A 14,406-nucleotide genomic window follows, 5' to 3' on the forward strand; every position below is an offset into this window, starting at 1 on the left:
CCTTCGGAGGCTTCCGGCGGCCGTGACCGGTCCCGGGACGTTCTCGCTCACATCCTGACAAACTACCCCGAGTCTTGCACACCGGATGCGGCACCCAGGCCCGGATTCCGCACTCGCGGGAGGGCACCTCGGGAGCGGGACCCGATCCGACCCGACAGCCGTTCGGGAACCGTGTGCGGGCTTAACCCGTGTCCGGGACTCGTTGTACAGTGCGAACGTGCCCGGCAACGCCGCCGGGGCGTGAGCGCGGGTACCCCGGGCCTCTCACTCTCAACGTCGGAGGGAAGCATGACGAACACGACATCACAGGACCGGCAGCACGGCGAGGAACAGACGTTCGAGCCGAGCGCGGAGTTCGCAGCGCAGGCCAACGCCACCGCCGGCCTCTACGACGAGGCCGCCGCGGACCGCCTGGGATTCTGGGCCGAGCAGGCCCGCGAGCTCATCTCCTGGGACACCGACTTCACCGACACCCTCGACTGGTCCGACCCCCCGTTCGCCCGCTGGTTCGTCGGCGGGAAGCTCAACGTCGCCTACAACTGCGTCGACCGCCACGTCGAGGCCGGCCACGGCGACCGCGTCGCCATCCACTTCGAGGGCGAGCCTGGCGACACCCGCACGATCACCTACGCCGACCTCCAGCGCGAGGTCAGCCGCGCGGCGAACGCGCTCGCAGCGCTCGGTGTGGTGCAGGGCGACCGGGTCGCGATCTACCTCCCGATGATCCCGGAGGCCGTGATCTCGATGCTCGCCTGCGCGCGCCTCGGCGCCGCCCACTCCGTGGTGTTCGGCGGGTTCTCCTCCGACGCCCTGCGCTCCCGCATCCTCGATGTCCAGGCCAAGGTCGTCATCACCGCCGACGGCGGCTACCGGCGCGGCAAGCCCTCGGCTCTCAAGCCCGCCGTGGACGAGGCGCTCGCCGGCGGGGACACCCCGGTGGAGAAGGTGCTCGTCGTCGAGCGCACCGGCGAGGACGTCGCCTTCGACGCCGAGCGCGACCTCCACTGGGCCGAGGCGCTCGCCGCGCAGCCCGACACCCACGAGTACGAGTCCTTCGACTCCGAGAACCCGCTCTTCGTCCTCTACACCTCCGGCACCACCGGCAAGCCCAAGGGCATCCTCCACACCTCCGCCGGGTACATCACGCAGAACGCGTTCGCCATGCGCACGGTGTTCGACATCAAGCCGGAGACCGACGTGTTCTGGTGCACCGCGGACGTCGGCTGGGTCACCGGCCACTCCTACGTGGCCTACGGTCCGCTCGCGGCAGGCGCCACCCAGGTGATGTACGAAGGCACCCCGGACACCCCGCACCGCGGCCGCTGGTGGGAGATCGTCGCGAAGCACGGCGTGACGATCCTCTACGCCGCGCCCACCGCCATCCGCACCGCCATGAAGTGGGGCGACGAGATCCCCGCCGAGCACGACCTGTCCTCGCTGCGCCTGCTCGGCAGCGTGGGCGAGCCGATCAACCCCGAGGCGTGGATGTGGTACCGCCGCGTCATCGGCGGCGACCGCTGCCCGATCGTCGACACCTGGTGGCAGACGGAGACCGGCGCGCACATGATCGCCCCGCTGCCCGGCGTCATCGCGACCAAGCCCGGCTCCTCGCAGCGCGCCCTGCCCGGCATCTCCGTGGCCGTCGTCGACGACACCGGCGAACCGGTCGAGCGCAACGTCGCGGGCTACCTCGTCATCACCGAGCCGTGGCCGGCGATGCTGCGCGGCATCTACGGGGACCCGGAGCGCTTCAAGGACACCTACTGGTCGCGGTTCGAGAACATGTACTTCGCCGGCGACGGGGCACGCTACGACGACGACGGCGACATCTGGTTCCTCGGCCGGGTCGACGACGTGATGAATGTGTCCGGCCACCGGCTGTCGACCGCGGAGATCGAGTCCGCTCTCGTCTCCCACGAGGCCGTCGCCGAGGCCGCCGTCGTCGGAGCGCAGGACGAGACCTCGGGCCAGGCGGTCGTCGCCTTCGTCATCCTCCGCGGCGGCGAGGAGCAGACCGAAGGCACCGTCGAGGAGCTCCGGGCTCACGTGGGCCGCGAGATCGGGCCGATCGCCAAGCCCAAGCGCGTCCACATCGTCGAGGAGCTGCCGAAGACGCGCTCGGGCAAGATCATGCGCCGGCTCCTCAAGGACGTCACGGACAACCGGCTGGTGGGCGATGCCACGACGCTCGCCGACTCCTCGGTGATGGACGTCATCTCCGCCTCGGTCGCCGGCGAGAAGTCCTCCGACGAGGGGTGAGGCCCCGGTCCTCGCCCGGCCGCACCGTGCAAGTGGGTGCGCGGTCGGGTGAGGGATTAGTCTAGGATCAGATCCGTACGTTTCGCACCGAATTCAAAGGAGCCTCCATGCCCGAGCGGTCGATCTCGCAGCTCATCAAGGACATCAAGGCGGATACTCAGGCCCTGGCCCAGGAGGAGTCCGCGCTCGCGAAGTCGGAGATCCAGGCCGGCGCGAAGAACCTCGGCATCGGAGCCGGGCTCGCCGGCGCCGGGGTCTTCCTCCTGTTCCTCGCCTCGATCATGGCGATCTTCGCCGGCGCCGCGGCCTTCCACGAGGGCCTCGGCTGGCCGTGGTGGGGCAGCTTCCTCATCGTGTTCGGGATCCTCGCACTCATCGCGCTCATCCTCGTCGCGATCGCGATCCCGCTGTTCAAGAAGGGCAACCCGACCCCCACCTCGGCGATCAACGGCGGGAAGTCCGCCGTCGAGGCGCTCAAGCGCTCGCTCACCAACCCGAGCGGCCCCCGCTACTGAGCCCACGGCCGGCTCCCGGCCGGGCGCGTCCGACGGCACTGCCCCGGTTCGGTCACGCCCGAGCGAATCGCTGATCGGGCGGTGCGAGATTGCGATATCCCGCGGATTCCTTCACAGGAACCGCGGGATATCGCTGTCTCGGGTGAGTCTCAGAGCTGGATGTGGATGTAGGCCTCGCGGTCCCAGTCGCTCGCCCAGCCGAGCTCCTCGAGGGCGAACTCGAGCAGTCCCGCGGTGAAGCCCCAGACGCGCAGCACGCCGACGTCGAATGCCGGGGTCGAATAGGCCCGGTCCGGGGGCGAGAAGGTGCCGCGGTTCGCCGGGGCCACGAGGTCGGCGATCGGCACGCGGTACACCCGGGCGGACTCCCCGTGGTCCATCACGCGCACCTCGGTGGGATCCGGCCACCAGGCGATGACCGGGGTGACGTCGAAGCGGCTCACCGGGATGAACAGCGGGTCCATGGTGCCGATGACGTCGATGCCGTGCGGGTCGAGCCCGGTCTCCTCCTCCGCCTCGCGCAGGGCGACGGCCACGGCGTCCACGTCCTCGGGGTCCCGGCCGCCCCCGGGGAACGCGACCTGCCCGGGGTGATGCCGCAGGGTCGAGGCGCGCTCGAGGAGCAGCACGTCGACGTCGGCAACCCCGAGCGCGTCGAGGCGCTCCGCCTCCGCCTGCCCGGCCCGGGTGCGCGGCGGCACCCCGCGGCCGAACAGCATGAGGACCGAGGCCTCGCGCACGATCTCGTCCGGCTGGGCATGCCGACGGCGCAGCCACTGCTCGTTGCCCATCGAGCCGGGCAGCGCCTCGAGCGCGCGACGGGCCGGGTCCGGGTGCGGACGCGGATCTGCGGGTTCGGTCGTCATGCGGACGCGTCTCCTCTCGGCCCGGCACCGGACGGTGCGGATCCCCGTGCCTCCGGCTCCCCCGGCGCCCGTCCCGCCGCGTCCGGTCCCGTCCGCGCAGCGCGGTCGAGCTGCACCGCCGTCGCGGTGCGCACGAGTGCCTGGGCCTTCTCCGGGTCGGGCTCGCCGATCCCGAAGCTCGGGCACAGCCGCGTGAGCGGGCAGACCCCGCAGGCCGGGCGACGGGAGTGACAGATCCGACGGCCGTGGAAGATCAGCCGGTGCGACAGCATGGTGAGGTCGCGCGGCGGGTAGAGAGCGGCGACGTCCCGCTCGACGGCCACCGGGTCGGTCGCGGCGGTGAGGCCGAGGCGTCGCACGAGCCGGCCGACGTGGGTGTCGACGGTGAGCCCGGGCACGCCGAAGGCGTTGCCGAGCACGACGAACGCGGTCTTCCGGCCCGTCCCCGGCAGCGCGACGAGCGCGTCGAGGTCGGCGGGCACCTCGCCGTCGTGGTCGTCGACGAGGTCCCGTGCCAGGGCGACGATATTGCGGGCCTTGGCGCGGAAGAAGCCGGTGGGGCGGATGATCTCCTCGACGTCGGGGAGTTCGGCGGCGGCCAACGCGGGGGCGTCCGGGTAGGCGGCGAACAGCACCGGGGTCACCCGATTCACCCGCACGTCCGTGGTCTGGGCGGAGAGCACGGTGGCGACGAGGAGCTGGAACGGCGTGTCGAAATCGAGCTCGCAGGCGGCGTCGGGGTGCGCCTCGGCCAAGACCCGGTTGATCCTCCGAGCACGTCGGGTCCGTCCCAGCGGCGTCTCGGCGGCGAACCGGCGCGCGCTCTTCTCCGCAACTGTCAGCACGGATCCCAGCTTAGGCCACCGTGCGGCGGGCCGGCCGACGGTCCGGCGGGAGCACCGCCTGCGGTGATGCCCGCCGGAACTCTCTTCCGCCGATCGTGTCCGAATCCGCTACCAGCCTGTAGATTTGAGGGCAGGGAACCTAGAGGAGGAAATCAGTGGACATCGAAGTAGTGCGGAACGCCAGTCTGTTCAACGGTCTCGACGACGAGTCGACCAGTGCGCTGGTGAAGATCATGAAGCCGCGCAGCCTGCGCCGCGGCACCGCGCTGTTCCACGAGGGCGACCCGGGCGACGAGCTCTACATCGTGTCGACCGGCAAGCTCAAGATCGGACGCGAATCCCCCGACGGCCGCGAGAACCTGCTCAGCGTCGTGGGCCCCGGCGAGATCATCGGCGAGCTCACCCTCTTCGATCCGGGCGCCCGGTCGACCACGGCCACCGCTGTGTCCCAGACCGAGCTGCTCAGCCTCAAGCACGAGGACCTCATGACCTGGCTGCGGGAGCGCCCGCAGGCTGCGATGAACCTGCTCAAGTCGCTCGCCCAGCGCCTGCGCCGCACCAACGACATCGTCGGCGACCTCGTGTTCTCCGACGTGCCCGGTCGCGTCGCCAAGTCGCTGCTCGACCTCGCCGAGCGATTCGGCAAGCAGGCGCCCGATGGCACCCTCGTCGCCCACGATCTCACGCAGGAGGAGCTCGCCCAGCTCGTCGGCGCCTCCCGGGAGACGGTGAACAAGGCGCTGGCCGACTTCGCGGCCCGCGGCTGGCTGCGCCTCGAGGCGCGCGCCGTCGTCATCCTCGACTTCGACCGGCTGCGCAACCGCGCGCACTGAGCACCTGCCGGCGCCGGCCGCGCGGCCCGTGTGCGCCCGGTCGGCTGAAGCCGCAGCCTCGTCCACGTCCAGCGGCCCCGGACCACTCGGTCCGGGGCCGCTGTCGCGCTCCGTGCGCCCGCCCGGTGGATCTGCTGGGATCACCGGGCGAATGCTCTGGGTTCACCGCGGTCCGGCGTCCTCCCGGAGGGCGCCATCCGGGCCGACCGAGACCTCGGCTCAGAGACGCCCGAGGTAGTCGAGCTGCGCCTTGACGATCTGGAGGGCGGCGCCCCGGACGTCGTCGGGCACGTCGTGGTAGACGGCGTCGCGCACCTCCTCGGGCGTGCGGGCGCCAGCTTCGAGTGCATCGCGGACCTGCTCGATGCGCTCCGCACGGTGTGCGGCGTAGTGGGCGAGCACCTCGGCGGGGTTCTCGATCGTCGGCCCGTGCGCGGGCTCGATGACCTCGACCCGCCCGGTGTCGACGAGTCGGCGCAGCGCTTCGATGCTGCCGAGGTAGTCCCGGATCGACCCCTCCGGGTGGGTGACGACGGTGGTGCCGCGGCCCAGCACGGTGTCCCCGGAGTACAGGGTGGCGCCGTGGATGAGGCTGATGCTGTCGGAGGTGTGGCCCGGGGTGGCGACGACCTCGACCACGTCCTCCGGGGCGTCGCCGAAGGTGATCTCCTGCCCGTGGACCACCGGCTCCGTGTGCCGGGCGAAGCGCTCGAGCACGGCGTGGACGGGCACCTCGGGCGCCCAGTCGTCGATCGAGCCGAGCATCTCCGAATGGTCGGCGTGCTGGTGGGTGAGCACGATCGCGCGGAGCTCTCGCTCGCCGATCTCGGTGAGGAACGCCTCGCGGTGGGCGGCGAGCTCGGGGCCCGGGTCGATGAGCAGCGCGCCGGAGTCGTCGGCGCTGAGGAGCACGTAGGTGTTCGTCCCGTCGAGGGTCATGGGCGAGGGGTTGTCGGCTCGGATGCGCATGGGGCCTCTCGTCGTCGAGGAAGGTGCGGATGGCCCCAGTCTATCGAGGTGCGACGAGCAGCCGGGCTCAGGCGCCCGATTCGTCGATGACCGGCTCGTCCTCCTCGTCGTCGACGAGCGAGGCGGATTCCTCCTCCGGCGGCTCCTGGAGATCCGTCGCCTCGCTGTCGCGCTGTGCGCGGCGCGCCGGCTCACCGGGGGCACGCACGGTCGCCCACCACCGGTCGTCGTGGCGCACGATCTCCGGGTGCATGGGACGCACGTCGCGCACCCGCGCCATCGCCGCACCCACCGTCGGCACGGCGGCGAGGCTCTCGCAGACGAGGCGCATCGCCACGGAGATGTGTTCGCCCCCGGAGGGGCCGATCGCCTCGAGCACCTCGGCCGGGGTCATCCAGCCGCCCCAGGAGTCGTTCCGGGAGCGGAACTCGAGTGTCTGCACATGCGGCAGCGCGGCGACGAAGAACACGGTGTCGAAGCGCCGCAGCTGCCAGGGTGTGTTGACCCAGCGCAGCCACGGATGGAGGAGGTCCGGGCGGAACCGCAGGCTGCGGTCGTCGAGCAGCTGAGGGAAGGTCAGCCGGCGTTCGGCGAGCTCGGACCGCCCGTCGTCCCAGTCGGGGGCGTCCACGGTCGTCACCACGCGCCCGTCGATGTCCTCGGCGAGCAGGATGCCGGTGGTGAGGAGCGCGGCCCGGGCGGCGCCGGCGAAGTACGACAGCGCCCGTCCGGAGCTGCTCATCTGCAGCTGCTCGGCGCACTTCCCCGGCGACCAGCCCGCCAGGGGGAGCCTCCGCAGGTCGCTCGGGCTGAGCTCGACGCTGGGGAACGACCACCGGTTCCGGTCGGCGTTGCCGCGGGCATCCGATTGGCGGGTGACAAAAACCTGCACCCCGGCTACCGTGTCGCGGATGAGCGCGATCGCGGCAGCCGGGGTGGGGGTGTCCGGGTGCGGGGGCCGGTCACCGGCGGCGAACAGGCTGAGCAGACGCTCGAGCTCGCGCGAGACCGGGAACTCCCTATCAGACGACGGCATCCAGGCGGCGCACCTTGACGATGAGCTCGATCTCCACCGGGGTGTTCATCGGCAGGGCGGCCACGCCGACGGCGCTGCGGGCGTGCGCGCCGCGCTGGCCGAACACCTCGTGGAGGAATTCCGAGGCGCCGTTGATGACCTTCGGGTGGTCGGTGAAGTCCGGGGCCGAATTCACGAACCCGGTCATCTTGACGACCTGCTCGATGTTGTCGAGGTCGCCGATCACCGACTTGATCGCGGCGAGCGCGTTGAGGGCGGCGATCCGGGCGGCGTCGTAACCCTTCGCGACGTCGACCTCGGCACCGAGGGTGCCGGTCACGGCGAGCTCGCCGTCGACGATCGGGAGCTGCCCGGAGGTGTAGACGAGGTCGCCGACCTCGAGGGCGGGGACGTAGGCGCCGGCGGGTGCGGCGACCTCGGGCAGGGTGAGGCCGATCTCGGAGATCTGGGTCTCGATGCGGGTCATATGAGCCTCCTCGCTCAGGGGGTCGGTGCTGATGTCGTCGCAGCTGCGACGGCCGGCGCGGCTGTTGCAGCCGGGCCCGTCGTCACTGCTTGGGGCGCTTGAGGTAGGCGACCAGGCCGTTGTTGTCCGGTCCCGGGATCACCTGGACGAGCTCGTAGCCGTCCTCGCCCCACTGGTCGAGGATCTGCTTGGTCGCGTGGACGATGAGCGGAACGGTGACGTACTCCCACTTCTGCATGTCTGGTGCCTTTCTGTCGCTGTCGTGGTGCGGTGTCAGGTGTCTGCTGCCACGGTACCCGGTGTCGCCGTGTCGGGGCGCCGGGTCTCCCCCACCGGACCACCGAGGTGCGGGCCGGGTGGTGTGCTGCCGCCGAGGTGTGCGGCGCGCCGGTTCCGTGCCGGTCCGGTCGAGGTCAGCCGCCGATGGCCGGAGCGAGGTCGTTGCCGCCCTCGTCCTCCTGGCCGCCGCCACCGCCACCGGTGTCGCCACCGCCGCCGTTGCCACCGCCGCCGTTGCCACCGCCGCCGTTTCCTCCACCGTTGCCGCCGCCGTTGTCCGGGGCAGGCGCCGGTGCCGGGCGGTTGTTGCCGCCTCCGCCGCCACCGCCGCCGGTGCCGCCGCCCCCGCCTCCGCGACGGTTGCGCGGGCCGGATTCGCCCCCGCCCCCGCCGGAGCCGCCGCCGCGCATGATCGAGGGATCGGGCCGGGCGAAGGACGTGTTGCCGTCGGTGTGGTCGACAGCCTTGCTCATGTAGGACTGCCAGGTCTTGCCGGAGAAGGTCGCGCCATAGACGAAGCCGCGGACCTTGCCCTTGCGGTTCTTGCGCCAGTCCATGCTCTTGTCCGGGTGACCGGTCCACACGGCGGTGGAGATCGACTTGGTGAACCCGGCGAGCCAGGTGTGGCCGACCTCGAAGTTCGTCGTACCGGTCTTGGCGCCGGCCGGCTTGCCGATCTTGAGCGAGGACGTGGTGCCGCCATTGAAGGTCTGGGTCAGCGCATAGGCGACGCCCTGGGCGACCTTCTTGTCGAGCACCTCGTGGCAGTCGGCGTTCGGGATCTCCACCTTCTCACCCTTGCGATCAGTGATCTCGGTGATCGGGGTGGGGCGGCAGTAGGTGCCACCGGAGGCGAACACCGCGTAGGCGCTGGCGAGGTCGATCGGGGCGACCTCGACGGTGCCGAGAACCGAGGACGGCAGCAGGGCCAGGGTGAGGCCGCTCTCCGTCGTGGTGTCGAGCTGCTCGCCGGTGCCGTACTTGAGCCCCATGTCCATCGCGGTCTTCATGGTCCCGCACATGTTGAGCTGATTCGCCATCGCCGCGTAGCCGGTGTTGACCGAGCTCTTCGTCGCCTGCAGCGCGGTCATGCTCGAATTGCCCTTGCCGTCGCCGGCGTTGTTCGGGTTCCAGTTCGCGCCGTTGTTGTCGCAGCCGTCGTACTTCCACGATCCGGCCGCATATTCGCGCTTGGTGCCGTTGACGGTGGTGTTGAGGCTCTTGCCCTCCTTGAGCCATTCGGTGAGCACGAAGGGCTTCCACGTCGATCCCACCTGGAAGCCGTTGGCCCCGTTGTGCTTGCGGTCGACGTTGTAGTTGATCTGGGTGTCCGATCCCTTCTCGCCCTCCGTCACCGTGTAGTTGCGGTTCTGGGCCATCGCGATGACCTGACCGGTGCCGGGTTCGACGGACACGATCGAGTGGCCCGCACCCGAGGGGTCGCCGACGGGGATCCGCTTCTTGACCTCTTTGTCCGCGATCTTCTGGATCTCGGGGTTGATGCTCGTCTTGATCTCGAGTCCGCCGCGCTGGAGGAAGTTGACGCGCTCCTCGTCGGTCTCGCCGAAGGCCGGATCGGTCTCGATGACGCGCTGCACGTAGTCGCAGAAGTACGCCATGTTCCCGGCGGACGCGCACCCGTTCGGAGTCGTGTGGATGTCGAGGTCGAGACCCGAGTCGACGGCTTCGTCGTACTGCTCCTGGGTGATCTTCTCCTGGTCGAGCATGAGCCCGAGCACGACGTTGCGGCGCTCGATCGTCTGCTCCTCGAACCGCTCCGGGTTGAACGCCGAGGGGTTCTTCACGATCCCGGCGAGCATCGCGGACTGCTGGATGTCGAGCTCGCTCGCGGACTTGCCCCAGTAGCGGTAGGCGGCGGCTTCGACGCCGTACACGTTCGGGGAGCCGGAGTAGTTGTTGATGTTGAGGTAGCGGTTGAGGATCTCGTCCTTGGAGTACTTGTTCTCCACCGCGACGGCGAGCTTGGCCTCGCGGAGCTTACGGGCGTAGCCGGCGGTCCCCTCGCTCTCCTTGGCCGCGTCGACACCCTCGGCGTCGTCCACGGCGTGGGCGTTCTCCGCCAGCACGTTCTTCACGTACTGCTGCGTCAGCGTCGACCCGCCCTGGGTCTCGTCGGAGATGAGGTTGTGGACGACGGCGCGGGCGATGCCCTGCACGTCGACGCCGCCGTGCTCGTAGAAGCGGGCGTCCTCGACGGCGACGGTGGCGTCGCGCATCTCCTGCGAGATGTCCTCGAGCGGGATCTCGCGGCGGTTCTGCCAGTAGAACGTCGCGATCTCGGAGCCGTCGGCGGCGAGCATGCGCGACTGCTCGGCGAGCGGACGCTCCTCGAGCTCGGCGGGCAGGGCGTTGAACACGTCGACCGCGGTCTCCGCGCCGGCGGAGACCGCACCGACCGAGGGAATCGCCAGACCGGCACCGACGACACCGGCGATCACGCTGACCGCGATGAATTGGAACCAGGCCCGGACCTTGTTCTGCTGGGGATCTGACGCAGGAGACACCATGCTCGCCATGATAGCGAAGCCGCGTGCCCGGAGCTTTCAGCGCGCGCCCAGCCCGATCGCGGGATTCCGACCCTCCTGATGAGGCGCTGGTGAGGCGCCTGCGGACCCCTGCTCGAACTCCCGAAGCCCCCTGAGGCCCCTGAGGCCCCGTGCTCCATGCTCCAACTGCGCGGTATCCGACAGCAGCCGCGCAATTGAGCGTCGATCTTCGGATACTGCGCAGTTCGCGCGGCCGACGCCCGGCCGGCGCCCGAGCCCGAGCCCGCCTGCGGTGGTGGCCGTCAGTCCGCGCGGGGCACGAGCTCGAGCAGCGAAACCTCGGGCGGGCAGGAGAAGCGGGCGGGCGCGAACGGGGAGAACCCGAGCCCGGCCGACACGTGCACCGTCGTGCCGCGGTGGTCGAACACACCGCGCGCACGTGTCCGGTCGAGGTCGCAGTTCGTCACCGGGGCACCCCAGAAGGGGATCCGGATCTGCCCGCCGTGCGTGTGTCCGGCGAGGACGAGGTCCGCGCCGGTCCGGGCGAAGGCGTCGAGAGTGCGGAGGTAGGGAGCATGGGTGACGCCGAGGCGCACCCCGGCGGTGGGATCGAATGCCGGGTGGTCCGCGGTGATCCGGTCCCGGTCCATGTGGGCGTCGCCGAGGCCGGAGACGGAGAACCGCACCCCGTTGACGGTGAGCTCCGTGCCGCGGTTGTCGAGGAGCTGCCAGCTGCGGGCGGTGAGGGCCTCGACGAGATCCCGGGTGGGCAGGGGATGCGGCGGACGCTCCTCCTCGATCTCCGAGGGACCCCTGAGATAGCGCGCCGGGTTCTTGGCCCGGGGTGCGAAGAAGTCGTTCGAGCCGAGCACGAACACGCCGGGCACGTCGAGCAGCTCCCCGTAGGTGTCGAGGACGGCAGGCAGGATCGGCGCGGACCAGTTGTCCCCGGTATTGACGACGAGGTCGGGCTCGAGCGCGGCGAGCCCCCGCACCCAGGCCATCTTGTGGCGCTGCCACGGCGCGAGGTGGAGATCGGAGAGGTGGAGCACGCGCACGGGCGCAGAACCGGCGGGCAGGACGGGCAGCCGGTGCCGGCGGATGCGGAACAGGTGCGGCTCGATGCCCAGGGCCCAGACCGCGCCGAACGCACCGGCCGCGGCGAGTGCGCCCGTCGCCCGGCCGAGGCCCTGGCGGTTCAGGATGCCGTCCCACCCTTCTGCGCGGCGATGAGCGCGGCGATCTGCACGGTGTTGAGCGCGGCACCCTTGCGGAGGTTGTCGTTGGACACGAAGAGCACGAGGCCGCGGCCGGCCGGGGCGGACTGGTCGGCGCGGATGCGGCCGACGTAGGACGGGTTCCGCCCGGCCGCCTTGAGCGGGGTCGGCACCTCGTCGAGTTCGACACCGGGGGCCTGGGCGAGCACCTCGCGGGCGCGCTCCGGGGTGATCTCGCGGTCGAACTCGGCGTGGATGCTCAGGCTGTGGCCGGTGAACACGGGGACGCGCACACAGGTGCCGGCGACGAGCAGGTCGGGGAGGCCGAGGATCTTGCGGCTCTCGTTGCGGAGCTTCTTCTCCTCGTCGGTCTCGTTCTCCCCGTCGTCAACCACGGAGCCCGCCATCGGCAGGACGTTGAAGGCGATCGGCTCGATGTAGATCTCCGGCGACTGCTGCACGGCCCCGCCGTCGCGGACGAGCGCGCGGGCCTCGGGCAGCGCGGACTCGGCCTGTGTATAGAGCTCCTCGACCCCGGCGAGCCCGGATCCGGACACCGCCTGGTAGGTGCTGACGATGAGGCGGGTGAGCCCGGCCTCGGCGTGGAGCGCCTGGAGCGGCGGCATCGCGGCCATGGTCGTGCAGTTGGGGTTCGCGATGATCCCCTTGCGCGCCTCGGCGATGGCGCCGGGGTTGACCTCGCTCACGACGAGCGGGACCTCGGGGTCCATGCGCCAGGCCGAGGAATTGTCCACCACGGTGACGCCGGCAGCGGCGAAGCGCTCGGCCTGCGCGCGCGAGGTCGCCCCGCCGGCGGAGAACAGCGCCACGTCGAGCCCGCTGGGATCGGCGGCCGCGGCGTCCTCGACGGTGACCTCGCGGCCAGCGAACGGCAGCGTGCTGCCGGCGGAGCGGGCGGAGGCGAAGAAGCGGATGTCGCCGATCTCGAACCCGGGGTCCGCGGCGAGGAGGTCGCGCATGACCCCGCCGACCTGGCCGGTGGCGCCGACGACGCCGATGTTCAGTGCGCTCATCGTCCGGTCCCTCCGTACACGATCGCCTCGGTGTCCGCGGTGTCGAGCCCGTAGGCGGAGTGGGCGGCGCGGACGGCGGTGTCGAGCAGCTCGGCGCTGGTGACGACGCTGATCCGGATCTCCGAGGTGGAGATCATGTCGATGTTGATGTGCGCCTTCGAGAGCGCGTCGAACAGGGTCGCGGTGACGCCGGGGTGCGAGCGCATGCCGGCGCCGATCACCGAGAGCTTGCCGATCTGGTCGTCGTACTGGAGGTGGTGGAAGCCGATCGAGCCCTTGGCCGCCTCGAGCGACTCCATCGCCTTGCTGCCGTCGGCCATGGGCAGGGTGAAGGAGATGTCCGTGCGGCCGGGATCCCGGGTGGAGATGTTCTGCACGATCATGTCGATGTCGATCTCCTGGCCGGCGATCGTCCTGAAGATCTCGGCGGCCTTGCCCGGCACGTCGGGCACGCCGACGATGGTGAGCTTGGCCTCCGAGCGATCGTGCGCGACTCCGGAGATGATTGCCTGTTCCATGGATGCGTCCGTTTCTGGTTCAGTGGTCGAGGTGCGCAGGTCTTCCGGGATGGGCGAATCGGTCACCCAGGTGCCCTGCCGCTGGGAGAACGAGGAGCGCACGTGGACGGGCACTCCGTAGCGCCGGGCGTACTCGACGCACCGGAGCATGAGGATCTTGGCGCCCGAGGCCGCCATCTCGAGCATCTCCTCGTAGCTGATGATGCCGATCTTCTTCGCCGAGGGCACGATCCGCGGGTCCGCGGTGAACACGCCGTCGACGTCCGAGTAGATCTCGCAGACGTCCGCGCCGAGCGCGGCGGCGAGCGCCACGGCGGTGGTGTCGGAGCCGCCGCGGCCCAGCGTGGTGATGTTCTTCGTCGTCTGGCTCACGCCCTGGAAGCCGGCGACGATCGCGACGTTGCCGTCGTCGAGCGCGGACCGGATGCGGCCCGGGGTGACGTCGATGATGCGGGCCCGGCCGAAGGACTCGTCGGTGATGACCCCGGCCTGGGAGCCGGTGAAGGACTGGGCCTCGTAGCCGAGGTTCGCGATCGCCATCGCGAGCACCGCCATCGAGATCCGCTCGCCGGCGGTGAGCAGCATGTCGAGCTCGCGGGCCGGCGGGATCGGGGAGACCTCCTTGGCGAGGTCGATGAGGTCGTCCGTGCTGTCGCCCATCGCGGACACCACGACGACGACGTCGTGCCCGGACTTGCGGTATTCGACGATGCGCCGTGCGACGCGCTTGACTGATTCCGCGTCGGCGACGGACGAACCGCCGTATTTCTGGACGACTAGGCTCACGGCTGTCACTTTCCTCGGGGTGCGTTCGCGACCATTGTACGGTCGGCCCCGCGCACGGTGCGGACCCGCCCGGCATGCGGATCCGCGGGCAGGAACGGAGCGAACTGTGGGGCGTTCGGCGGAGAGTGCGACCGTTGATGGTCCTACTCTTCGCCGAAAGTCCTACAGTCGCGTGGTGCCGGGGTCGAGGGGTGTGCGGGTGGGTGTGCTTCCGGGTCGAGGGGTGCCGGTGGGGATGGTGCCGGGGTCGAGGGGCTCGCCGCCTCGGGTCACTCG

Annotated in this window: 13 protein-coding genes; 3 read left to right on the forward strand and 10 right to left on the reverse strand. The window is 70.6% G+C overall.

From position 1 onward, the window contains the following. Nucleotides 1–288 precede the first annotated feature (288 nt). Both acs and AB0I45_RS01235 read left to right on the forward strand, forming a co-directional pair. On the forward strand, nt 289–2,259 hold the full coding sequence (acs, locus tag AB0I45_RS01230; RefSeq protein ID WP_360316194.1) for an acetate--CoA ligase: 1,971 nt from the start codon (nt 289–291) through the stop codon (nt 2,257–2,259). Between the two features lie 107 nt (nt 2,260–2,366). Continuing rightward, a complete protein-coding gene (locus AB0I45_RS01235; RefSeq protein ID WP_137318108.1) occupies nt 2,367–2,774 on the forward strand; it encodes a phage holin family protein in 408 nt (135 codons plus the stop codon). A 149-nt stretch (nt 2,775–2,923) separates the two neighbouring features. Here AB0I45_RS01235 and AB0I45_RS01240 read toward each other — a convergent pair whose 3' ends face one another. Then, complete coding sequence (locus tag AB0I45_RS01240) at nt 2,924–3,640, reverse strand: CoA pyrophosphatase (RefSeq protein WP_295687868.1); 717 nt, start codon at nt 3,638–3,640, stop codon at nt 2,924–2,926. Continuing rightward, on the reverse strand, nt 3,637–4,482 hold the full coding sequence (gene nth, locus AB0I45_RS01245; protein WP_360316413.1) for an endonuclease III: 846 nt from the start codon (nt 4,480–4,482) through the stop codon (nt 3,637–3,639). The genes AB0I45_RS01240 and nth overlap by 4 nt, the downstream gene beginning before the upstream one ends. Before the next feature lie 158 nt (nt 4,483–4,640). Between nth and AB0I45_RS01250 the strand changes: the two genes are divergently transcribed. Then, on the forward strand, nt 4,641–5,318 hold the full coding sequence (locus tag AB0I45_RS01250; RefSeq protein ID WP_247425494.1) for a Crp/Fnr family transcriptional regulator: 678 nt from the start codon (nt 4,641–4,643) through the stop codon (nt 5,316–5,318). 219 nt (nt 5,319–5,537) lie between these two features. Here the strand turns inward: AB0I45_RS01250 and AB0I45_RS01255 are convergent, their stop codons facing one another. The 8 genes from AB0I45_RS01255 to AB0I45_RS01290 all read right to left on the reverse strand — a co-directional run bounded on the left by AB0I45_RS01255 (nt 5,538) and on the right by AB0I45_RS01290 (nt 14,130). Further along, the gene (locus AB0I45_RS01255; protein WP_137318111.1) at nt 5,538–6,287 is read right to left on the reverse strand and encodes an MBL fold metallo-hydrolase; all 750 of its coding nucleotides are present in this window, start codon (nt 6,285–6,287) and stop codon (nt 5,538–5,540) included. 67 nt (nt 6,288–6,354) lie between these two features. Further along, nucleotides 6,355–7,323, reverse strand: a complete 969-nt coding sequence (locus AB0I45_RS01260; RefSeq protein ID WP_247425496.1) for a hypothetical protein — start codon at nt 7,321–7,323, stop codon at nt 6,355–6,357. Further along, nucleotides 7,310–7,789, reverse strand: a complete 480-nt coding sequence (locus AB0I45_RS01265; protein ID WP_247425497.1) for a RidA family protein — start codon at nt 7,787–7,789, stop codon at nt 7,310–7,312. Before AB0I45_RS01265 ends, AB0I45_RS01260 begins: the two co-directional genes overlap by 14 nt. Nucleotides 7,790–7,871: 82 nt before the next feature. Continuing rightward, nucleotides 7,872–8,027, reverse strand: a complete 156-nt coding sequence (locus tag AB0I45_RS01270; protein WP_175406797.1) for a hypothetical protein — start codon at nt 8,025–8,027, stop codon at nt 7,872–7,874. A gap of 175 nt (nt 8,028–8,202) precedes the next feature. Continuing rightward, complete coding sequence (locus tag AB0I45_RS01275) at nt 8,203–10,596, reverse strand: transglycosylase domain-containing protein (protein WP_360316201.1); 2,394 nt, start codon at nt 10,594–10,596, stop codon at nt 8,203–8,205. A 281-nt stretch (nt 10,597–10,877) separates the two neighbouring features. Further along, nucleotides 10,878–11,633 carry a metallophosphoesterase gene (locus tag AB0I45_RS01280; RefSeq protein WP_254668852.1) on the reverse strand — a complete coding sequence of 252 codons (756 nt, stop codon included), beginning with the start codon at nt 11,631–11,633 and terminating at the stop codon, nt 10,878–10,880. A 140-nt stretch (nt 11,634–11,773) separates the two neighbouring features. Then, nucleotides 11,774–12,826, reverse strand: coding sequence for an aspartate-semialdehyde dehydrogenase (locus AB0I45_RS01285; protein WP_247425502.1), 1,053 nt, complete (start codon nt 12,824–12,826; stop codon nt 11,774–11,776). Further along, nucleotides 12,823–14,130, reverse strand: coding sequence for an aspartate kinase (locus AB0I45_RS01290; RefSeq protein ID WP_137318117.1), 1,308 nt, complete (start codon nt 14,128–14,130; stop codon nt 12,823–12,825). Before AB0I45_RS01290 ends, AB0I45_RS01285 begins: the two co-directional genes overlap by 4 nt. Between the last annotated feature and the right edge of the window lie 276 nt (nt 14,131–14,406).

This window comes from Brevibacterium sp. NPDC049920, assembly GCF_040656435.1.
GTDB classification, from domain to species: Bacteria; Actinomycetota; Actinomycetes; order Actinomycetales; family Brevibacteriaceae; genus Brevibacterium; species Brevibacterium pityocampae.